At 52.3% G+C, this 22928-nt stretch carries 18 protein-coding genes; 9 read left to right on the top strand and 9 right to left on the bottom strand.

Annotated elements, in window-relative coordinates; translation table 11 throughout:
- Positions 1–2 precede the first annotated feature (2 nt).
- Positions 3–569: an ADP compounds hydrolase NudE gene (gene nudE / locus J1C60_RS01440; protein WP_128177092.1), complete on the bottom strand. Its 567-nt coding sequence runs from the start codon at positions 567–569 to the stop codon at positions 3–5.
- 409 nt (positions 570–978) lie between these two features.
- Here nudE and J1C60_RS01435 point away from each other — a divergent pair, with 409 nt between their 5' ends.
- From J1C60_RS01435 to pckA, 4 genes are all read left to right on the top strand, one after another.
- Entirely contained in the window at positions 979–3117 is a 2139-nt protein-coding gene (locus tag J1C60_RS01435) for an intracellular growth attenuator family protein (RefSeq protein WP_128177090.1), read from the top strand.
- A gap of 370 nt (positions 3118–3487) precedes the next feature.
- Positions 3488–3889, top strand: coding sequence for a ribosome-associated heat shock protein Hsp15 (hslR, locus tag J1C60_RS01430; RefSeq protein ID WP_128177088.1), 402 nt, complete (start codon positions 3488–3490; stop codon positions 3887–3889).
- A gap of 22 nt (positions 3890–3911) precedes the next feature.
- Positions 3912–4790 carry an Hsp33 family molecular chaperone HslO gene (gene hslO, locus J1C60_RS01425; RefSeq protein WP_128177087.1) on the top strand — a complete coding sequence of 293 codons (879 nt, stop codon included), beginning with the start codon at positions 3912–3914 and terminating at the stop codon, positions 4788–4790.
- Between the two features lie 323 nt (positions 4791–5113).
- On the top strand, positions 5114–6733 hold the full coding sequence (pckA, locus tag J1C60_RS01420) for a phosphoenolpyruvate carboxykinase (ATP) (RefSeq protein ID WP_128177085.1): 1620 nt from the start codon (positions 5114–5116) through the stop codon (positions 6731–6733).
- Positions 6734–6867: 134 nt separating this feature from the next.
- Here pckA and envZ read toward each other — a convergent pair whose 3' ends face one another.
- Both envZ and ompR read right to left on the bottom strand, forming a co-directional pair.
- A complete protein-coding gene (envZ, locus tag J1C60_RS01415; RefSeq protein WP_128177083.1) occupies positions 6868–8229 on the bottom strand; it encodes a two-component system sensor histidine kinase EnvZ in 1362 nt (453 codons plus the stop codon).
- Complete coding sequence (ompR, locus tag J1C60_RS01410; protein WP_001157751.1) at positions 8226–8945, bottom strand: osmolarity response regulator transcription factor OmpR; 720 nt, start codon at positions 8943–8945, stop codon at positions 8226–8228. Before ompR ends, envZ begins: the two co-directional genes overlap by 4 nt.
- Positions 8946–9376: 431 nt before the next feature.
- On the opposite strand from ompR, the gene lldR reads away from it, so the two are divergent.
- From lldR to greB, 3 genes are all read left to right on the top strand, one after another.
- Entirely contained in the window at positions 9377–10165 is a 789-nt protein-coding gene (lldR, locus tag J1C60_RS01405) for a transcriptional regulator LldR (protein WP_128177081.1), read from the top strand.
- A gap of 9 nt (positions 10166–10174) precedes the next feature.
- Complete coding sequence (gene lldD, locus J1C60_RS01400; protein WP_128177079.1) at positions 10175–11314, top strand: FMN-dependent L-lactate dehydrogenase LldD; 1140 nt, start codon at positions 10175–10177, stop codon at positions 11312–11314.
- A gap of 205 nt (positions 11315–11519) precedes the next feature.
- Positions 11520–11999: a transcription elongation factor GreB gene (gene greB / locus J1C60_RS01395; RefSeq protein ID WP_128177077.1), complete on the top strand. Its 480-nt coding sequence runs from the start codon at positions 11520–11522 to the stop codon at positions 11997–11999.
- 71 nt (positions 12000–12070) lie between these two features.
- Here the strand turns inward: greB and J1C60_RS01390 are convergent, their stop codons facing one another.
- The 5 genes from J1C60_RS01390 to J1C60_RS01370 all read right to left on the bottom strand — a co-directional run bounded on the left by J1C60_RS01390 (position 12071) and on the right by J1C60_RS01370 (position 17718).
- A complete protein-coding gene (locus tag J1C60_RS01390) occupies positions 12071–13036 on the bottom strand; it encodes an ABC transporter ATP-binding protein (protein WP_128177235.1) in 966 nt (321 codons plus the stop codon).
- Positions 13037–13041: 5 nt separating this feature from the next.
- A complete protein-coding gene (locus J1C60_RS01385) occupies positions 13042–14037 on the bottom strand; it encodes an ABC transporter ATP-binding protein (RefSeq protein WP_128177075.1) in 996 nt (331 codons plus the stop codon).
- On the bottom strand, positions 14034–14978 hold the full coding sequence (gene opp4C, locus J1C60_RS01380; RefSeq protein ID WP_164877282.1) for an oligopeptide ABC transporter permease: 945 nt from the start codon (positions 14976–14978) through the stop codon (positions 14034–14036). The genes J1C60_RS01385 and opp4C overlap by 4 nt, the downstream gene beginning before the upstream one ends.
- Positions 14978–15937: an ABC transporter permease gene (locus J1C60_RS01375; RefSeq protein ID WP_128177071.1), complete on the bottom strand. Its 960-nt coding sequence runs from the start codon at positions 15935–15937 to the stop codon at positions 14978–14980. Before J1C60_RS01375 ends, opp4C begins: the two co-directional genes overlap by 1 nt.
- Positions 15938–16014: 77 nt before the next feature.
- Positions 16015–17718: an ABC transporter substrate-binding protein gene (locus tag J1C60_RS01370; protein WP_128177069.1), complete on the bottom strand. Its 1704-nt coding sequence runs from the start codon at positions 17716–17718 to the stop codon at positions 16015–16017.
- Positions 17719–18087: 369 nt separating this feature from the next.
- On the opposite strand from J1C60_RS01370, the gene J1C60_RS01365 reads away from it, so the two are divergent.
- Together J1C60_RS01365 and J1C60_RS01360 are read left to right on the top strand one after the other, a co-directional pair.
- Complete coding sequence (locus J1C60_RS01365) at positions 18088–19239, top strand: ankyrin repeat domain-containing protein (RefSeq protein WP_154324416.1); 1152 nt, start codon at positions 18088–18090, stop codon at positions 19237–19239.
- A 324-nt stretch (positions 19240–19563) separates the two neighbouring features.
- Entirely contained in the window at positions 19564–21897 is a 2334-nt protein-coding gene (locus J1C60_RS01360; RefSeq protein WP_128177065.1) for a Tex family protein, read from the top strand.
- A gap of 60 nt (positions 21898–21957) precedes the next feature.
- Here J1C60_RS01360 and uilS read toward each other — a convergent pair whose 3' ends face one another.
- Complete coding sequence (uilS, locus tag J1C60_RS01355) at positions 21958–22821, bottom strand: UilS family quorum-quenching N-acyl-homoserine lactonase (protein ID WP_128177063.1); 864 nt, start codon at positions 22819–22821, stop codon at positions 21958–21960.
- Positions 22822–22928 lie beyond the last annotated feature (107 nt).

Genomic DNA, 22928 nt, shown 5'->3' with positions numbered 1-22928 from the left:
ACTTAGTAGTTCAGCCTACCCTGCTTTACTAACCATTCGCGTACCAAAAACAGTGCGCTCACGTTACGCGCCTCGCGAAAATCAGGCTGTTCCAGCAATGATAGTAAGTTATCCACTGACCAGCGCAGTTGCGGCAGTGGCTCAGGCTCATCCCCCTCCAGTTGTTCAGGGTACAGCCCTTCAGCCACGACAATATTCATCTTGCTGGAAAAATAGGACGGTGCCATGGTTAACTTGGTCAATGCTTCGAGCTGCGTCGCGCCGAACCCAACCTCTTCTTTCAGCTCACGATTGGCGGCTTCAAAAACGGTTTCTCCGGGATCGATTAATCCTTTCGGAAAACCCAGCTCATACGATTCCAGCCCTACTGCGTATTCCTGAATGAGGATGACATGGTTATCGATAATGGGGACTATCATTACCGCTTCACGATCCGAAGGACGCATACGCTCATAAACGCGCCGCGCGCCATTACTGAAGGCCAGATCGACCGCTTCCACCGTGAACAAATTTGAACGTGCCACAGTTTCGACATTAAGTATTTTTGGTTTCTGTAATTGTCTGGTCATAATGGCCCCAGGATAGTGCCTTAAAGGGTATGTCTGGTCGCCCGCAGGCGAAGTGCAGACCGTTGCTTAACTGCATTGTGCAATAGCCGCTACAGGAATCCAATCATTGCGTATTTTTAATGCTTTTCTTATAACAAATCCCTGTTAACGCTAAAGAAACATTTTATAAAACAGGCAAAGAATGGCAGGATGAAATCAGATAATACCGATACTGAATCATCAATCTATCTTGTAAGATTTGGAGAAGGATTCTTATACTATCATGCTAAATTTATGATTTTTCGCGTAATTTTTGCCACCAGTTGGGTTACCTGTTCTTCCGTGTTTCGCCGAAATTAACAGAACGATACAATGTAATTTGGAGTTAGCCGCACAGTGACGGAAGTACTTTGACTGGAATAAGCGAAGCATGAGTACAATCATTATCATACTGGCTGTCATGCTCGCCTGCTCGATCGTAGCGGGTTGTTTCTTTTGGTACGCTATGCGGCATCGCCCGCCGTTGGCGAAACCACTGCCGTTTATCAATCCGCCGCATCGTAAGTTGACCAACGAAGAGCGTACCGCCGTTGAACGTTACGTCGACGCACTCGCCAAAAACACCACCAGCACCTTACCTTCTGGTACCAGCGCCTCTCCAGTAAAGCTCACGCTAACGTCGCAAAGCAACAATGTTTACCCCGTTACCCGGGCGATTACCCGTTACGGGCTCTCAACCGATGAACCCCAAAAATGGCGCTACTATCTTGACGCCGTGGAAGTCCACCTGCCCCCTTTATGGGAGCAGTACATCGCCGAAGAGAACTACGTTGAGCTGATTAAAACACAGACTATCCCATTGGTGATCTCGCTGAATGGCCACTCACTCACCGGCTATGCCTTTGAACAACCGACACTGCCTCCAATGGTACGTCCTCTCACTCCGAACGCCTCGATCCGTAAAGAAGAGGGAGAAAACATTGAGCTACTCCATGTTCGCAAAGAAACCATTGAGGAATATACCGTTACGCGTCCCGATGGCACGCGTGAAGCCGTAGTTATCTGCGCCGCATTGTTACTGTTTTTTATCAGCCTGTTGTCGCCCGCGCTACTGATGCCCTGGTTAATTATCGTCGGTATTGCCATGATTGTGATCAGCAACTGGTTTCTTTTTCGTCAGCCGAAAGAGAAAGTGCTGCGTGATATACACTGTCTGCGCGGTGCCCCTAAGCGTTGGGGGCTGTTTGGCGAATCTAACCAGGGCCAGACGAGCAATATTTCTTTGGGTATTATCGATCTGATTTATCCCGCACACTGGCAACCTTACGTGGCCTATGATTTAGGGCAAACCACTGATATTGATATTTATCTGAATCGTCATGTCGTCCGGCAGGGACGTTTTTTATCACTGCAGGACGAAGTCCGCAATTTCCCCATTCCACGCTGGAAAAAGAATGTGGTACTGGCAGGTGGTTCGCTACTGGTATTAGCGCTACTGATCAGTTGGATCCCACTCAGCATGCCGCTTAAACTCAGCATGGCCTGGATTAAAGGAACTGAAAGCGTACACGTTACCTCGGTGGACGTACTGGAAAAAACCCCACTACGCGTTGGTGATAGCCTTCAAGTTAGTGGAGTCGGCATGTGCTCCGTACCGTCAAATTATCAAAGCAACCGTGCTTATGCGTTTATGCCATTCGACTGTTCAGCTATTTACTGGAATAACGCATCGCCGTTACCACAGCCGCAATCCGATATTATCGATAAAGCGGCAGCTTTATTGACCGCAACTAACCAGCAACTCCACCCTCAAAATAATACCGATCCTAAACTGAACCCGCAGTTAGCGACCGCCATTCAGAAATCAGGCATGATTTTGCTGGATGACTTCTCTGATTTAGTCATAAAAACCCAGGATATTTGCAGTCAGACACAAGACTGTGTCCGCCTCAAAAATGCACTGGTAAACCTGGGGAACGCTCGGGATTGGGAAACGCTGGTCCACCGTGCCAATTCCGGTGCTTTAAACGGAATGAACGTTTTGTTACGTCCGGTCAGCGCCGAAGCACTGGAAAATCTGGTCAATACCGCAACCTCCTCTTTTTTCTACCGCGAAACGCATCGCGCAGCGGAAGCACTGAATAGCCCCCCTCCGGGTGGTTTTTTGCTTATCAGCGATGAAGGCCGACAGTTGGTTAACCAACAACCTCCCGCCATCTCACTGTTTGATTATGACTCATTGGAGCAGTGGCAAGAACTTCGGCGCCTTTCCGCGACATTATTACATACGCCATTCCAGGCAAGCGGCATCATTACCAGTATCACTACCGATGCCAACGGTACCCAACATATTGCCCTACACAGCGAGCCCGATGCCATTACCCTATGGCGCTACCTTGGCACCAGCTTATTGCTACTGCTGGTAAGCATCAGTTTGATAATTAACGGTGCACTGGCGCTGAAACGTATCCATCGTAACCGCAAGCGTATCATGGAGATCCAGCGCTATTACGATAGCTGTTTTACTCACGCTTTAACGACGATTCAAGCGGTCCACACTCGGTTCTGACCCAGGCCCAGGCATATCTGTGCTACGCTATCGATGGTTTTTCTGATGCGAAGGCGGCGCCCTGGTGGCTGCCTCGTAACCGACAGGAAATTGGCGCCATGCTACAGAGACATCACTCTGCCCGATAATACCTTAACGGGTTACTTCTGACCGTACCTTGATTTATTGCTTTCCACCCATACATGTTGATATTCGCATACAATCAGCGCCTGTGGCAGGCCACATGGCACAACTCAACATTGAGCACGCCTGTACACACTGGCCCCTGACAATTAACGCAATGCGAGTGCAACAAGCATCGGGCAACAATGTCCAAATGGCCATAGCCTGAAGAGCGCGACAGATCGTCAGGCGATAATCAGGAGCAGCAATGACAGAGAAAACGACTGGAGGCGTGCGGCTTGATAAATGGTTATGGGCGGCCCGCTTTTATAAAACTCGCGCGATAGCACGTGAAATGATTGAAGGTGGCAAAGTTCACTACAACGGCCAGCGTAGTAAACCCGGAAAGCTGGTTGAACCGAATGCTGAACTCACCCTACGTCAGGGAAATGACGAACGGACGGTAATTATTCAGGCCGTCATCGATCAGCGTCGTCCGGCAAGCGAAGCACAGCAGCTTTATATTGAGACTGCGCAAAGTATCGAAAAACGCGAAAAAGTCGCGCTGGCACGGAAGATGAATGCGTTGACGATGCCTCATCCCGATCGCCGCCCCGAGAAAAAGGAGCGTCGCGACCTGATGAAATTTAAACATTCAGGCGAAGAATAGATCGCCATTATGAGAGAAGCTTATGTCCCATCAAGATAAAATGCATCGTTATCTGTTCGAAAATCATGCCGTTCGCGGCGAATTAGTAACCGTATCTCAAACCTGGCAAGAAATTACTGCAGGGCATGGCTATCCACAACCGGTACAACAACTGCTGGGTGAGTTACTGGTTGCGACCAGCCTGCTAACTGCCACCCTGAAATTCGATGGCGATATTACCGTCCAGCTACAGGGTGATGGCGCGTTGAATCTCGCCGTCATTAACGGCAACAACCGCCAGGAAATGCGTGGTGTGGCGCGGATGCAAGGCGACATCGCACCAGGCAGCACCTTGAAAGAGATGGTCGGTAATGGCTATCTGGTTATCACGATTTCACCCACTCAGGGTGAGCGCTATCAGGGCGTTGTCGGTCTTGAAGGCGAGACGCTAGCCGAGTGTTTGGAAGATTATTTTATGCGTTCAGAACAGCTGCCAACACGCTTGTTCCTGCGTACAGGTGAACATGAAGGAAAACCCGGCGCTGGCGGCATCTTGCTACAGGTATTACCCGCTCAGGATACCAATGCGGATGATTTTAACCACCTGGCAACGCTGACTGAAACCATTAAAACCGAAGAACTGATTGGCCTACCAGCTAACGAGGTTTTGTGGCGCCTGTATCATCAGGAAGAGGTTACCGTGTACGACCCACAAGATGTACAGTTCAAGTGCACTTGCTCACGCGAACGCTGTGGCGACGTACTCAAGAGCCTGCCTCAGTCTGAAGTTGATGAGATCCTGGCTGAAGAGGGCAAGATCGATATGCATTGTGACTACTGTGGCAGTAACTATGTCTACGACGCCGTAGATATTGCCGCAATCCGTAATGACTCAGCTGCGGGTGATGAGCAAATACATTGACCTATATGCCGGACCGATACCGCACCGGTCCGGTGTTATCCCGTACGTGCTGAAAAACCTGTAGCAAACCTCGCCACTTTGATATTTTATCCCGCAAAATAAGCAGCTTACCGACACTTCCTCTCTAAGATTTCACTGAATTTCATCTGAAAATCGTTTCGGCTCTCATTTCTGCCGCTCCGTTCTTTCGCTGTCAGGTGACGGGTGTACACTTCGCGCGATCGTGATCGTCCTGCCTGATAGTCAGCCCGGCGGGTCGTCACTAAAGCGATAATGCCCCCCACTTAATGCAGTCGTACAGAAACCGATAAAGGAGCAGTAATATGCGCGCTAACGGCCTGACCACGCAGGACCTCGTCGCTTATGGCATCACCGATACGGTTGAGATTATTTATAATCCCGATTATGACACCCTCTTTCAGGAAGAAACCCAGCCCGGCTTGCAGGGCTATGAACGCGGCATACAAACCCAATCCGGCGCGATTGCGGTTGATACCGGCATTTTTACTGGCCGCTCACCAAAAGATAAATACATCGTGCGAGATACCACCACGCGCGACACACTCTGGTGGAGCGATCAAGGTAAAGGTAAAAACGATAACCAACCGCTCTCACAGGAAACGTGGAGTGAACTCAAAACGCTGGTCACCCGGCAACTTTCAGGTAAACGACTTTTCGTGGTCGATGCCTGGTGCGGTGCCAATCCGGATACGCGCCTGAACGTCCGCTTTATCACCGAAGTCGCCTGGCAGGCACACTTCGTCAAAAATATGTTCATCCAACCCGACGAGGCAGGCTTAGCCAACTTCACACCGGATTTTGTGGTGATGAACGGCGCCAAATGTACCAATCCTGACTGGCAGAAACAGGGATTACACTCAGAGAACTTTGTGGCGTTTAACCTGACAGAACAGATACAGCTGATTGGCGGAACCTGGTATGGCGGGGAAATGAAAAAAGGTTTGTTCGCCATTATGAACTACCTGCTGCCGTTAAAGGGCATCGCTTCCATGCACTGCTCAGCGAACGTGGGTGAAAAAGGCGATGTTGCCGTATTCTTTGGTCTGTCAGGCACCGGAAAAACCACGCTTTCGACCGATCCAAAACGTCAGCTCATTGGTGATGATGAGCACGGCTGGGATGATGATGGTGTTTTCAACTTTGAAGGCGGCTGTTACGCGAAAACCATCAAACTTTCCGAGCAGGCTGAACCCGAAATCTACCATGCCATCCGGCGCGATGCATTACTGGAAAATGTGGTGATACGCAGCGACGGCAGCATTGATTTCGATGATGGCAGTAAAACGGAGAACACCCGCGTCTCCTACCCGATTAATCATATCGATAACATCGTTAAGCCGGTTTCAAAAGCCGGCCATGCGAAAAAAGTCATTTTCCTTACCGCAGATGCTTTTGGCGTATTACCGCCGATATCGCGCCTGTCTGCCGATCAAACGCAGTACCATTTCCTCTCCGGTTTTACGGCAAAACTGGCGGGCACGGAACGCGGTGTAACTGAGCCTACGCCCACCTTCTCAGCCTGCTTTGGTGCCGCATTCTTAACGCTGCATCCAACCCAATATGCCGAAGTATTGGTAAAACGTATGGAAGCAGCTGGCGCTGAAGCCTGGCTGGTCAATACTGGCTGGAACGGCAGCGGCAAGCGTATCTCAATTAAAGATACCCGTGCGATTATCAATGCGATTTTAAGCGGGGAACTGGGCGAAGTCGAAACACAGACCTTGCCGATTTTTAATCTGGAAGTACCGGTCGCGCTGCCGGGCATTGACAGTGGAATTCTTGATCCGCGCAATACCTATGCAGAGGCCGCGCAGTGGGAAGAAAAAGCCAAAGATCTGGCCCAGCGTTTTATCAAAAACTTTGATAAGTATACCGATACGCCAGCCGGGGAAGCGTTGATTAAAGCCGGTCCACAGCTTTAATCCATTCATGTGCGGGATCTCCCCTGAGGAATCGATTCAGGGGAAATCCCGCCTTTCCCGTTTTATGCCACAAATGGTCAGATCACCACAGTAAGGTGCAGCCAACCATTACTGAAGCTGCCACCTGAGTTAACTCACGTCGGGCTATGACTCGCAGCTAGCGCCACCGCTTTACTCTCAGCCAGTGGCAAATATGCACGGATCCGCAGCCCACCGCGTTCACTGACGCCGATATCCAGCGAGCCCTGATGCGCATCAATAATACGCTGCACAATCGCCAGCCCTAACCCGGTACCGCTGGTACTGCGCGCGCTATCGCCGCGCACAAACGGCTGGAACAGATGCTTTAATTGCTCGGGCTTGATACCGGGACCATCATCTTCGACCTGGAACCAGGCGCGCTGCAATTCACTGCCGCTGCTGACTTTAATCCAGCCATTGCCGTAACGGGCAGCATTGACCACCATGTTCGCAACTGCTCGCTTAATCGAAAGCGGGTCAATATCCACTAATAGCCCTGCGGGCATGACCGCATTTTCAATTTCACGCTCGTAACCACTTTCTGCGGCTACGACCTCACCTAGCACCGTATTAAGATCGGTTATCTCCGTCTGCATCTCCTGTCCGGTACGCAGGTAGTCAATAAATTGCTCAATTATCGCATTACACTCTTCAATATCTTTGTTAATTGACTCGGCCAGATAACCATCTTCTTCCGCCATCATCTCAGTCGCCAGGCGTATACGCGTCAGTGGCGTACGTAAATCATGACTAACGCCGGCCATAAGTAACGTGCGATCGTCAGCCAGTAACTTGACGCCGGATGCCATCTGGTTAAACGCGCGCGTCACGGAACGCACCTCAGACGCGCCATACTCACGCAATGGTGGGGGAATAATCCCCTTACCCACCTGCAACGCCGCATGTTCAAGCTCAACCAGTGGCCGGTTCTGGATACGAATAAACAGCCACGCACCACCGATAGCCAGCAGCATGATGGCCAGCGTGTAGCGGAATAACGGTGAAAAATCCCCTTGGTGGATTTCGGTTAACGGCACGCGTACCCAGATATCGGGGGAAAGCCAGGTTTTAAGCCAGACAACCGGGGAGTTTTTATTCACTTCAACGCGAACATCAGTCGGCCCACCTAGCTGCTGAGCCATCTGTTCACTCAGGAACTTATAATGTTGCGCCCAGCGTAATCCGCTCTCTTCCGCCGCCGCATTGGTATACAGCGAAATGCCCAGTTCACGATAAATTTCACGTCGAAAGGCCGGTGGCACTTCAAGCTGCGTTCCATCGTCCAGTTGCAGCCGATCGGTCATAAGCATACGCACTTCGTATGCCAGCACCTTATTGAACTGCTGCAGACTGGGAAGAATGGCGAAGTTAAGCACCACTAAATACGTCGTCACCAGGCTGACAAACAGCAAGGTCACGATCAATAACAGCGTTCGGGCAAACGAACTGCGCGGAGAGAAGCGGAATCGCCTCATGCTTTACTGCCGTCCGGCACAAAGACGTAGCCAAGGCCCCATACGGTCTGAATATAACGCGGGTGAGCAGGATCCTCTTCAACCATACGACGCAGACGCGAGATCTGCACGTCGATAGAGCGTTCCATCGCGCTATATTCACGGCCACGCGCCAGGTTCATCAGCTTATCACGTGATAACGGTTCGCGCGGATGACTGACCAGCGCTTTCAGCACGGCAAATTCACCGCTGGTCAGCGGCATAGGCTCATCTTCGCGAAACATCTCACGCGTACCCAGGTTCAGCTTAAATTTACCAAAGGCGATCACCGCCTCTTCCTGGGACGGCGCGCCCGGTAACTCATTGGCCTGACGACGCAGTACTGCACGGATACGCGCTAACAGTTCACGCGGGTTGAAGGGCTTAGGAATGTAATCGTCCGCGCCAATCTCCAGACCCACGATCCGATCGACCTCTTCGCCTTTCGCCGTGACCATAATGATCGGCATGGGGTTGCTTTGGCTGCGCAAACGCCGGCAAATAGACAAGCCATCTTCACCTGGCAGCATCAAATCCAGCACCATCAAATGGAAAGATTCACGGGTCAACAGACGATCCATCTGTTCCGCATTGGCTACGCTACGCACCTGAAAGCCCTGTTCGGTCAGATAGCGCTCCAGTAATGCCCGCAAACGCATATCATCATCGACCACCAGAATTTTGTAATTTTCTTGCATTTCGAAACTCCCAAAGGCGCTATTGCCTGAGCAGTTATTTTTAAAAAAAGTTGCTGTAGTGTGACAGTTATTTATGGTTTACATTGTAGCCGAAATTGTTACAAAGCATATTAAACAGCAGCTTATATAGCTTCAATACTGTGCGTTGCTACGTTTAATCCTCTCCGACAGACGAATAATGCGCCACCTTCAGACTTTCTCAGCTATGTCTGCCAACCTCAATTGGTCCTACCAAATGACGTAATCTGTGATCCATCCTACGCTATAATAACGAAATGTAACGTGAGTGTTGCTTAAGGTCACGATAAAAGAAACAATTTGCTGACCAGACAGTTATTTTGGTCTGACCAAATATGATCGCCACATGCCCGAATCCAGTTTTCTCAATCTTACGCTGACTTCAGCGCCACCTTACAGGTTTATGTTTGACCATGAATGATACTCACGCCTTACCAGGTGATATCCATCCTGCAGATTCATTGACTGAGCGTCTGCTGGCATTTATCAGCGAGCATCGTCTCACGCCCGGCGCCCGCTTACCCGCCGAACGCCAGTTAGCGCAAATCATGGGCGTATCGCGATCTTCTTTGCGAGAGGCAATACAGAAACTGAATAGTCAGGGGATTTTGGTCAGCCGTCGCGGCGGTGGCACTTTTCTCCGACACGAAGAACCCAGTTGGTCGGAAGCGCGCCTGGTCATGCCGCTCAGCCGCCTGCTGGCAGACGATCCCGGTTACCGTTACGACGTACTGGAAGCCCGCATCGCCATCGAATCCAGCACGGCATGGCACGCAGCCAGCCGTGCCACAGCCGAGGACAAAGCTCATCTGACCGTTTGTTATGACGCCATGCAGCGTATCAGCGATCATGATGATCCCGATCTCGCGGCGCATTCAGATGTCCGTTTTCATCTGGCGATTGCCGAAGCATCGCACAATCTGGTCCTGCTCCAGGCTATGCGTGGCCTGTTTGACCTGTTGCAGTCCTCGGTCATGCAGAGTCGGCAGCGCATGTACACGCTACCGGTCATTTTTGAACAACTCGCGCAACAGCACCGTGACATCTATCAGGCTATTATGCTCGGCGATGCTGAAAAGGCGCGGGACTGCACTGTCCATCATTTAACGTTTGTCGCGCAGACCTTGCACAACCTTCATGAAAAAGAGGCCCGGCGTGCTCGTAGCCTGCGTATTCCCAACCGTGACAACTCACCTGCATGAGGCAACATTGTGATCATCTCTTCTGCAAAAGATTATCGGGCCGCGGCAAAGGCTAAAATCCCCCCTTTCCTGTTTCATTACGCCGATGGCGGGGCATACGACGAATATACGCTGAGGCGTAACAGTGAGGATCTGGCCTCAATCGCGCTGCGCCAGCGTATTTTACGCAATATGTCGTCACTTAGCCTCGAAACACAGCTATTTGGCGAAACGTTGGCGATGCCCGTCGCGCTGGCTCCGGTGGGCTTGTGCGGCATGTACGCACGGCGCGGAGAGGTTCAGGCGGCCCGTGCGGCGGATAAAAAAGGGATCCCGTTTACGCTATCAACGGTATCCGTTTGCCCGATAGAAGAAGTCGCTCCCGCGATGAAACGCCCGATGTGGTTTCAGTTGTATGTGCTGCGCGATCGGGGCTTTATGCGTAATGCCCTGGAGCGTGCGCAGGCAGCCGGTTGTACAACACTGGTGTTTACCGTGGACATGCCCGTACCCGGTGCGCGCTATCGCGATGCGCATTCCGGTATGAGCGGCCCCAATGCAGCGATGCGTCGCTATCTGCAATCCTTAACGCATCCGCAGTGGGCCTGGGATGTTGGGATAAACGGCAGGCCGCATGACTTAGGCAATATCTCCACCTATCGCGGCGAGCCCACCAACCTTGAAGATTATATCGGCTGGCTGGCGAATAATTTTGATCCTTCGATTTCCTGGCAAGATTTGGAGTGGATCCGTGAGTTCTGGAAAGGCCCGATGATTATTAAAGGCATTCTCGATCCGGAAGATGCCCGTGACGCAGTACGTTTCGGTGCCGACGGTATTGTCGTTTCCAACCATGGCGGTCGCCAGCTTGACGGTGTGTTATCTTCTGCGCGTGCACTGCCCGCTATTGCCGATGCGGTCAAAGGGGATATTGCTATTCTGGCGGACGGCGGCATCCGCAGCGGGCTGGATGTGGTGCGGATGATCGCGCTGGGTGCCGATACGGTGTTACTGGGTCGCGCTTTTCTCTACGCGCTGGCCACCGCCGGGGAAGCGGGCGTCACTAACCTGCTTAACCTGTTTGAAAAAGAGATGCGCGTCGCCATGACGCTAACGGGCGCACGTTCAATTGCCGAAATCACCCGCGAATCCCTGACGTTTAATCCTTAAACCTTGATTACAATCGGCGGCCACTGCACAACACGCCGCCGGTTGCCTGCATTGACACCCGTAGCAGGATCACACACCATTTATCATTTACGCCAAATCAAAATAGCGGGCGTTTTGCGAGTCCCGATGAGCTTACACCGGTAAGTGATTCGGGTGAGTGAACGCAGCCAACGCAGAGACAACGTCAGAGATGAAGGGGGGGATTATGCCAACCAGAATAATAACACGCGAAGGCTACACCAGACTTCAGGAAGAACACGACCATTTATGGAACGTTAAACGCCCTGAGATTACCAAAATCGTGTCGTGGGCAGCCAGCCTGGGCGATCGCTCCGAGAACGCTGATTATACCTATAATAAGCGCATTTTACGTCAGATTGACCGCCGGGTTCATTTTCTGCGGAAGTTGATGCCGCAGCTCCAGATTGTGGACTATTCCCCTCAGCAGGAAGGGCGTGTTTTCTTCGGCGCTTGGGTTGAGATCGAAAATGAACAAGGTGATACGCGGAAATTCAGAATTGTTGGTCATGAAGAGATTTACGGTGATAAGAAGGATTATATCTCGATAGATTCACCGATGGCGCGGGCGCTGTTAAAGAAGCAGGTCGATGATGACGTCGTGGTTAGCACGCCAACCGGGGATAAAACCTGGTTTGTTACGGCTATCCGCTATCAGCCAGAATAACTCGCGATTCGGCCACAGCAACCCCGCTATATGGCCGAACCGCAGGCAATATCAAATCCGCTAAATGCTCTTTACACCAAATGGCAGGCAACCCAATGTCCGCTTTCTTTCTCGCGCAGCAACGGCACCTCACTGCGGCAACGCGCCGTCGCCAGCGGACAGCGGCTGGAGAAGCGGCACCCGGCAGGTGGCCGGCTCGGGTCGGGGATTTCGCCCTGCACGCTCACCACCGGTTCACTGGCGGGATCAAGCGTTGGCACTGCCGCCAGCAACGCCTGAGTATAAGGATGTAGCGGCTGACGGAACAGCGCATCACGACTCGCCGTTTCCACCAGTTGACCGAGGTACATCACAGCAATGTCATCACACAGATGTTCCACCACGCCGAGATCGTGTGAGATAAACAGAAAAGTCACGCCGCGTTCGTCACGAAGGTCGGAGAAGAGATTAATAATCTGCGCCTGAATGGAGACGTCCAGCGCAGAGATCGGTTCATCGGCCACGATAAAATCCGGTTGTAGAATCAGCGCACGTGCAATACCAATACGCTGGCGCTGACCACCGGAAAACTCATGAGGAAAACGATTATAGTGCTGCGGTGACAGCCCACAGATCTTCATCACCTCATTCACTTTATTCCGCAGCTCAGCCCGCGTGCAGAGCCGATGTTCCAGCATCGCTTCACCAATGGCATCCCCGACGCGCAGGCGTGGGTTGAGCGAACTGTAGGGATCCTGAAACACCAACTGAATTTTCGGCCTCAGCGCCTTTAACGCTTTCGCATCCAGGTGATCGAGGTCCTGACCACGGAACTTCACGCTGCCAGAGGTTTTCTCATAAAGCCCCAGCAGGGTACGCCCGACGGTGGTTTTACCGCTCCCCGACTCACCGACGAGGCCAAAAATAGTGCCTTTACGGATCGTAAAACTTACGCCGTCCACTGCCCGCAGTTCACCGGTCTGCTGCCCGAACAGACCGTCACTTAGCGGGAAGTATTTTTTCAGGTCGGTTACTTCAATTACGTTCTCTGTCTTCATCGCCATTACCCTGCTGCTCTGCCCTGTGCGGGCAGATCGATACCGCTGTAAAAACAGGCGGCCTGGTGAACTTCGCCGCTCAGCACAGGTATCCCCTGCCGACAGCGTTCCGTTGCCCGCTCACAACGATCAAAAAACGCGCACCATGGCGGCAATTCAGCCAAATCCGGGACTTGGCCGGGAATCGAATAGAGCCGACGACGGCGTTCACCCGGCACCGGACGCGAAGCAATCAACCCGCGCGTGTAAGGATGAAGTGGATGATGCAGTACCTCCGCGGTTGCACCTTGCTCAACAATTCTGCCGGCATACATTACCACCACGTACTCCGCCATCTGGGCAATAACCCCCAGATCATGGGTGATCAGCAGCAGCGCCATCTGATGCTGGCGCGCCTGATCGCGCAGGAGCCGTAGGATCTGCGCCTGCACCGTCACGTCCAGCGCGGTGGTGGGTTCATCGGCAATCAACAACTGGGGCCGGCAGCTCAACGCCATCGCAATCATAATACGTTGAAGCATGCCACCGGAAAGCTGGTGCGGATAGCTGCGCATCAGGCTCTCTGCACGCGCCAGCCCAACTTCGGTAATCCGTTGCGTGGCATGTTGCCAGGCCTGCTTCGGTGACTCTCCGCGATGGCGAATTAGCGGCTCAACCAGTTGTTCACCAATGGTTAATACCGGATTGAGTGCCGACATCGGTTCCTGAAAAATCATCGCCAGCTGGCTGCCGCGCAGGTCGGCCATTTTTGAGGTCTTAAGCTTCAGCAGATCGTTACCCTGGAAGCGGATCTCGCCGCCATCAATGCGTGCCGCCTGCGGAGGCAGCAGTCCCATTAGCGACATCGCCGTGACGCTTTTCCCACAGCCCGACTCACCGACAATGCCCACGGTTTGCCCGGCGCGTATTGCAAACGAGACATCCTGAACAGCACGCACTCGCTGCTGTTCGCCGGCAAATGAAACGGACAGCCGGTCAAACTGAATCAACGGTTCCGTCATCGCTTACTCCTTGTCATACGCGGATCCAGCGCATCACGCAGGCCATCACCCAGCACGTTAATCGCAATCACGGTAATAAAAATAGCCACACCCGGCGGCATCCACAGCCAGGGGCGGCGCTGAAAATCAATCAGGCTGTTCGCCGCATCCATCATATTTCCCCACGATGGCGTCGGCGGAACCACGCCCAACCCCAGATAACTTAACGCCGATTCGCTCAGAATCGCGTTGGCTACCGCCATCGTCGCCATCACCACCAGAACCGGGATGGTGTTCGGTAACAGATGCCCCAACAACCGCCGCCGTGCCGACAGGCCCAGCACGCGCGTCGCCAGCATAAAATCACGCTCCCGCAGTGAGAGAATTTGTCCGCGTACCAGCCGTGCCAGCTTCGGCCACTCCAGCAGGCTAAGCATCACCACCACCATGTAAACGCGGGAATCAGGCGAGAAATCCAGTTCAGAGAGCATTGCGCCCATCACAATCAGTAATGGCAGGCTCGGTATTGTCATCACCAGGTCAGCAAAACGCATAATCAGCTTATCGGTCAGACCGCCAACGTAGCCGGATATCGCGCCCAGCAGATAGCCGAGTGTGACGGAAAGCAGCATGGTCAGCAGGCCAACAATCAGCGAAATACGCCCGGCCATCAGCAGGCGCGTATAGACATCACGGCCAAGAAAATCTGTTCCCAGCCAGTGCTGCGCACTCGGCGGCTTGTTAATCATCAGGGCATCGGTAGCATCGTCACCCCACGGCGACCACAGCGGCCCCAGCACGCACCACAGCGCCATGACCACCAACAGAATCATACAGAACATTGCCAGCCGGTTGCGCCGCAGCGCACGCCAGGCCTGACGCAAAGGCGAAGGCGTCACCTGCGATAACACCGGGATCTCCGCCTTACGCAGGCGTCGCGTGGAAAACAGTGAACCGAACATTATGCCCTCACCCGAATACGTGGATCGGCCCAGGCGTACAGCACATCGGCGATCAGGTTACCTAAAATTGTCAGCACTGCCAGAAACAGCGTAAAGCCCATCAGTACCGGATAATCGCGCGCCGCCAGTGAATCGATATGGATATGCCCGGCACCCGGCCAGTTAAACACTTTTTCGGTGATCAGCGCCCCGGAGAACAGTCCCGGCAATTCAAAACCCAGCAAGGTGATAATCGGCAACAGCGCATTACGCAGCGCATGCTTCATGATGACCGTTCCCTCACGCAGCCCTTTGGCGCGCGCGGTGCGGATGAAGTCCATCTTCACCACATCCAGCATGCTGGCACGAAAATAGCGCGTCAGGCTGCCCGCCTGCAGCATCACCAGCGCCAGCACCGGCAGTACCAGATGGGCGGCAACCTGGGTCACCCACGCCCAACCGGTGACGTCACTGCCGATATTGGTCATGCCGCCAACCGGTAGCCAGTGCAGGTCAACGGCAAACCATTTGATCAGCAGCAAACAGAGAAAAAAAGTGGGGAAGGACATTGCGGCAAAGATGATAACGCTGACCAGATGATCAAACAGCGATCCCGGCTTTAGCGCGGTCACGACGCCTATCGTCAGCGCAATACCCCAGTAAAACACCAGTGCCACCAGCGCTAACAAAAAAGAGTTCCAGATATACTGATTCAGTAACTGGCTCACGGGAATTTGGTACTGCAGCGAAAAACCTAAATCGCCACGCAGCAGTTGCCCCAGCCAGTGCAGATAACGGCTTAATAGTGGCTGATCGAGGCCGTATAGCGCCTTTAATTCAGCCGCTCGCTGCGCGGTCAGCGTGATATTTCCATCAATAAAGTCACCGGGCGTTTTGGCAAACAGCATGAAGATAATCAGTGAGGCGAGGAACAGCATCGGTATGGTTTGCAGCAAACGCCGCAGAATGAAATTTCTCATAGCTTTCTCACGCTCACAGCCACCGCACGGATAACCATGCGGTGGCTGTGTTGGGTCATTCACATCATCAATTTGAATTACTTGACGATTTTCACATCCGGCAAACTACCAGTCAGTCCGTTATAAATATCCGGTTTAAAGCCGGTCACGCGGGCGCTGCTGGCGGAAAGGATTTTACGGTAACCTAACAGGATCGCCGGTGGATCGTCAGCCAGTATCTGATACAGCTGATGATAAATCGGCTTACGTTTTTCAATATCCAGCGTTGCGTTACCGGCATTGATGAGTTTATCCACCTCTGCGTTATGATAACCCTGTACGTCTGCTTCTGTGCTGTAATAGTCCCAGACGCCATCATGTGGATCGTTTAACGTGCTGGTACTGAAAGAGGCCAAATCGTAATTGCCCGCTTTACGCTGTGACATCAACGCATTAAAATCAATAACTTGGGGTTTCAGCAGGATACCGATTTGCTGATAGTTCTCTTTGGCAATCGGGATCAATGCGTCATTCAGCACTTTTTTACTCACCAACAGGCTCAGTTCCAGACGCTTTCCGTCTTTAACGCGAATACCATCCGGCCCCACTTTCCAGCCCGCTTCATCCAGCAATTTTTTCGCCTGCGCCTGATCGTAATGGTACGGATTGACGTTTTGCGTATTGTAAGCCCAGGAGATGGGGGCGATAGGTTCCACCGCCACGCTGCCATAGCCCTGATAAACCACATCGATCAGCTTTTGGCGATCCAGACCGTAAATCAGCGCCTGACGAACCTTAACATCCTGCAGCACCGGACGCTTCAGGTTGAATTCAACCCGGCTGTAGTCGCTTGAGCCATACAGATTGATATTGGCAAAGCCCAGCAGCTTAAGCTGTTCGATATCGTCCGGACGTGAGGTAAAGGCGTCGTAATCGGTATCACCGGTCTGGAACAGCTGGAAATTGGTCGACGGATTGGTCACCCGATAAATAAAACGCGGCGTCGCCGGTGTGCCCCGATAGAAATGTGTGTTCGCATGGAAGCGAATTTCCTGGCCCGGGATATATTTATCATAAACGTACGGCCCATTACCCAGCGGCTTACCGTGGAGTGTACGCAGGTAGTCTAGTTTACCGCGCTGATAGCCCTTACCGTAATACGCTTTCGACAGCACAGGGCCGCCAATTTTCTGCAACGTGGTCGCGCCAGGCTGCGTAGTGGTCACCTGCAACGTTAATGGATCGATCACTTTCAGGCCACTGACGCTATCCGCTTTACCGGCTTTATAGTCCGATCCACCCGCGATGTTGGCGAGGCTAATATCGGTATCACCGTCATATTGTGGGTCATAGAGCACCGTCAGCGTAAAGGCGACGTCTTCTGCCGTCAGCGGTGAACCATCGCTAAAGGTTAAATTTGGGCGCAGCTTAATGATGTAGGTTTTTCCATCCGGGGTGACCTTCCAACTCTCAGCCAGTCCGGGCACCAGTTTTCCCTGGCTGTCCCAGTCGATCAGACGCGAGAAAATAACGTTGGTGACGTTTTCATCCCATCCGTTGACAAAAAAGTAAGGGTTAAAAATCCCCTGGGGTTCAGATATTCCTGCTATTACCGTGTCTTTGCGCAGCTTCGCCGCGGCCGGAATCTGGCTGGCATCGGTGGCAGGCGTGATGCCATCTTTTAATACGTCTTCCGCAGCGGAAAGTGAGGAAAAGAGCACAGCTCCGCTAAAAATCGCGGTTTTTAACAGTGTGGAGTAACGCAAAGTCTGGGCGGGTAAACCATTGAATAGCCTTGCCAAAGGAAGTCCCTCTTCGAAATTTTCTCAAAAACTTACAAAACATGACAAAGAATAGGGTTAACACTTTTTAATGTCTAACAACCAAAAGATATGAGTTATAGCATTTCATTCCTAAAAATGATTGCAGTGCACTTAATCACGGACGTGGTAAACAATCCAAATCAACGGCACGTCACCTCCAGATTATATGCGTTATCCATAGCCCGCATATCCCCCCTGTTCATCGAGTTTATCCCTTCGGTTCAGCCTCAAGTGGCAATAATTTACGCTATTTCAGGAACCGAATCCGCTTAGTGCCCACTTATTTTAATAACCCATATATGTAGTATGGTTTTATTTGTTATCACCGTCCGATCTAAGCGAGGCAGAATGCAAGTTCAAAAATACAGCCAACTACCGAACGAACTGATGCACGGCGTGTTATCAAATCTGAAAGATGACGCAAAATCACTGGCCGCGATGTCAGCAACAGGTAAGCACCATCGCACACATGCTCTTTACACCTTTAGCTCTTTCCCCGACGCCCACAAACAGCAACAGTTATTAAAAGCGGTTTATGAACGCGATGAAACCACCATACGCTTTATTCTTTCCAGTCGCATTCATCCGAATTTGATCAACCAACCGACGTCTTTCCAACATCGGATGCATAATGCCTGGGCATGTGCGATCTCAAGCTCGCGAGAGAACATCGTCAACATGCTGGCGTCCTATCCTGGCGCGGTACCCACACTTGAGAACCTGACCCAGGGTCTGCTGCACCATCAATCATCCTTATTTCCTATCATGCTTAACAAAGCCCTGAGTGCGGATCCAAATCTGCTACACAGTGAGGGGACCAGCATGCTCAATTCTGCTATCGAAAGCAGGAAGTATGAGATAGTCCCCATTCTGATTCAGCATACTGGCGTGGATATCAATAACACCCAAATAAATGGCCACCAGCTGCAGCTGCCGCCACTTGGACGCGCTATTCAGTATGATGATGAGAAAATGGTCAATATACTGCTCACGTCACCCAACATTGATGTCAATAAAACCGATCAGGCGGGCAATGCTCCGCTGCATCTCTTGCTGCGCGATCAGCCCCCGAGACGTCATTTAGCCCAGAGTTTACTCAGCGACACCCGCCTCAACCCTAATCTTAAGAACGCAGAAGGGCTATCACCCTTACATATGACCAGCCGATATCGCCCCATGCCCTTCGTTCATAATCAGCATCAAGTCACGGTATATCAGCCGGATATGAAAGCGATGGAAATGCTACTGAAATATCCAAACATTGACGTCAATTTGCAGGATAATCACAAAGGAAATACTGCACTACACATCTGTGCCAAATCAGGTAACAGCAAGGGCATTGAACTGCTGCTCAGGCATCCCGATATCAATTTGAATATAAAGAATCGACAAGGCGAGACCGCGCGAGATGTAGCTAAACACTATAAAAATCCAGCGATATCACAGATGCTAAAACAGGATTCGTCTCTGTTGGCTAAGATAAAAAAATGGAAAATCTAGTCCTGCATATAAGTAACGTTTTAAATTATCAGCAGATGCCGATTTCTGGCACTTTACTTACACTGCCGGTAGCAGCGTGAACATCAATAAAAGAGTGCTCATGACGAAGCTTTTATGCTAAGCGCGCAGGATACCAAGCCCTGTTTCGCGTCATTGCAGGCCTGTCGGGTATAAAATCCTCAACTGGAGCCTCAATATTCTTGACCCAGGACAGCGACACTTTCGGAATATCCCTCAAAGCGCCCAGCTCCGCTGGCAATTTATCCCCTCAATCCGTATAACTATCCCCTATTTCTCAACCCTGCATAGCAAGATAGTGAACCGATGATGAATGATTCGCTGAGCCGCATTATTGCGAGTGAACTTCAGGCGCGGGCCGAACAAGTTGAAGCCGCCGTCCGTCTGTTGGATGAAGGAAATACCGTGCCGTTTATCGCACGTTATCGTAAGGAAGTGACCGGGGGTTTGGATGACACGCAGCTACGCCTGCTGGAAACACGCCTTGGCTACCTGCGTGAGCTGGAAGAACGACGTCAATCGATTCTGAAATCCATTGGCGAACAGGGGAAACTCACCGATGAACTCGCTGCCGCCATTAACGGTACGATGAGTAAAACCGAACTTGAAGATCTCTATCTCCCCTATAAACCTAAGCGCCGCACGCGCGGCCAGATCGCTATCGAAGCCGGCCTGGAGCCGCTGGCAGACACGTTGTGGCAACAGCCCTCACACGATCCCGAAACCCTGGCAGCCGGATACGTTGACGCTGACAAAGGCGTTGCGGATGTGAAAGCCGCGCTCGATGGCGCCCGCTACATCCTGATGGAACGTTTTGCCGAAGATGCCGCGCTGCTGGCGAAGGTACGCGATTACCTGTGGAAAAACGCGCATCTGGTGTCCCGTGTCATTGAAGGGAAAGAGGAAGAAGGCGCGAAGTTCCGCGATTACTTCGATCATCATGAAGCCCTGGCAACCGTTCCCTCACACCGTGCCCTGGCGATGTTCCGGGGCCGCAATGAAGGCGTGCTGCAACTGGCGCTGAACGCCGATCCCCAATTTGATGAGCCGCCGCGTGAAAGTCACGGCGAGCAGATCATCATCGATCATCTGCAATTGCGCCTGAACAATGCTCCGGCAGATAGCTGGCGTAAAGCGGTGGTGAGCTGGACCTGGCGTATTAAGGTGCTGCTGCACCTCGAAACGGAATTAATGGGCAGCGTGCGTGAACGCGCAGAAGATGAGGCGATCAACGTTTTCGCCCGTAACCTGCACGATCTGCTGATGGCCGCACCTGCGGGGATGCGTGCCACTATGGGGCTTGATCCTGGCTTGCGTACCGGTGTCAAAGTCGCCGTGGTGGATGCCACCGGTAAACTGGTGGCTACTGATACGATTTACCCGCATACCGGCCAGGCAGCAAAAGCCGCCGCAGCGGTCGCTGCACTCTGCACTAAACATCAGGTCGAACTGGTTGCTATCGGCAATGGCACCGCCTCACGTGAAACCGAGCGTTTTTACCTTGAGGTGCAGAAACAGTTCCCGCAAGTTCAGGGCCAGAAAGTGATCGTCAGCGAGGCAGGGGCATCTGTCTATTCGGCGTCAGAACTGGCTGCGCTGGAGTTCCCCGATCTTGATGTTTCACTGCGCGGTGCAGTCTCTATCGCTCGTCGCCTGCAGGATCCGCTGGCCGAACTGGTGAAGATCGATCCAAAATCTATCGGGGTTGGCCAGTATCAGCACGACGTCAGCCAAAATCAGCTGGCGAAAAAGCTGGATGCGGTCGTCGAGGATTGCGTAAACGGCGTTGGCGTGGATCTGAATACCGCCTCTGTGGCATTGCTGATGCGCGTCGCTGGTTTGACTAAGATGATGGCGCAAAATATTGTCAGTTGGCGCGATGAGAATGGCCGCTTTCAGGACCGACAGCAGCTGCTGAAAGTGAGCCGCCTGGGTCCGAAAGCCTTCGAACAGTGTGCTGGCTTCTTGCGTATCAACCACGGCAATAACCCCCTGGATGCCTCAACCGTGCACCCGGAAGCCTACCCGGTTGTCGAGCGTATTCTCTCCGCGACGCGGCAGGCGCTAAGCGATCTGATGGGAAATCCATCCGAACTGCGCAACCTGAAAGCGGTCGACTTCACCGATGAACGTTTTGGCGTGCCGACTGTGACCGATATCATTAAAGAGCTGGAGAAACCGGGCCGCGATCCGCGTCCTGAGTTCAAAACGGCACAGTTTGCCGACGGCATTGATACCATGAACGACCTGCTGCCGGGCATGATACTGGAAGGCTCTGTCACCAACGTCACCAACTTTGGCGCTTTTGTCGATATTGGCGTCCATCAGGATGGCCTGGTTCACATCTCATCACTGTCAGACAAATTCGTCGATGACCCACATAAAGTGGTCAAGGCAGGCGATATCGTCAAAGTGAAGGTGATGGAAGTTGACTTGCAGCGTAAGCGCATCGCGCTGACCATGCGGCTGGATGAAAATCCGGGTGAGAATGCGTCACGCAGCGGAGGCGGTAAGCCGGCAGCAGTTCGTCATACTGAACGCCCGGCCCAGGGTAAAGCACGTCCACGTCCTGCCGCATCAAACGCGGGTAACAGTGCAATGGGCGATGCGCTGGCCGCGGCCTTCGGTAAAAAGCGCTAACGCAACGCATGCGCTTTAAAGCCTGACGGGGAGAACGTTCTCCCCGTTATGGCGCGCCGATTACAGATGGCGTGTAAACCACTCCGTCTGGATTTTTACTACACGCTCAAAATGTTCGCCGCTGTACATCTCATAGTGGTGAGCGCCCTTCTCTATGTGCAGATGTTTATCATTCGCTTTGACGGCATCGAATAACGCCACACCCTGCTCGGGCGGATTAACCTTATCGTCACCAGCCACCACGACCAGCGTTGGACAACTGACCTGGCGGGCATTCTCTGCAGGTTTGTACTGCAAGGTTTCTCTCACCGTCAGGAATGGAATTTTACTATCCATCGCCGGATAGCGAACCCGGTTCTCTTCGAAGAAGGCCTTTGACTCCTCATCGCTTAATACGCGAGTCACGCTGACAAACATCTCCTTGCCCGTTGTCTGCTGCTTTGCGGCCATTTTGTCCAGTGTAAGCAGAAAGCCACTTTTTTCTTCATCAGACATCTTCCCGGTGACAATTTCTTCACCGTCAGCAAAGGCCAACTGGCTGACGATACATTTTATATCCGCGCTTTTTGCCGCCGCACCAAAAACATGACAACCACCAAATGAAGTTCCCCATAGCCCTATACGTTTTTTATCCACTTCCGGCCGAGCTTTAACCCAATCGACTACGGTGAGAATATCCTCGATCTGCATCGCGGGCACCAGGCGGCCTCTCTCGCCCTCACTGGCGCCGAATCCCCGGTAATCAAACGTGACGGTGCAGAAACCGGCACCGGTAAAATGGCGCGCGAAAGCGGGCAATAAAATATCCTGAATACCACAAAAACCGTGACATAACACGATAACCGGCAGGGCTGCCGTCTGGTGGTCAGGTTGATGAAGAGTCAGCGCAATCCCTTGAGGGAGTTGGTGTGTCATTGTGTTCATAGCGTCGGCATTCCTTGTCTGTCAAACATTTTTGCAACGGAGAGGGTGACTTAGCCAGTACGTTTTTTCTGTTTTTGTTAGCGCGATGCTTATCACGACGGGTGCTA

Origin of the sequence: [Pantoea] beijingensis (genome assembly GCF_022647505.1) — a bacterium.
GTDB lineage: Bacteria > Pseudomonadota > Gammaproteobacteria > Enterobacterales > Enterobacteriaceae > Erwinia > Erwinia beijingensis.
Note: the sequence above shows the minus strand (reverse complement) of the source record. Positions and strands in the feature narration are given on the sequence as shown.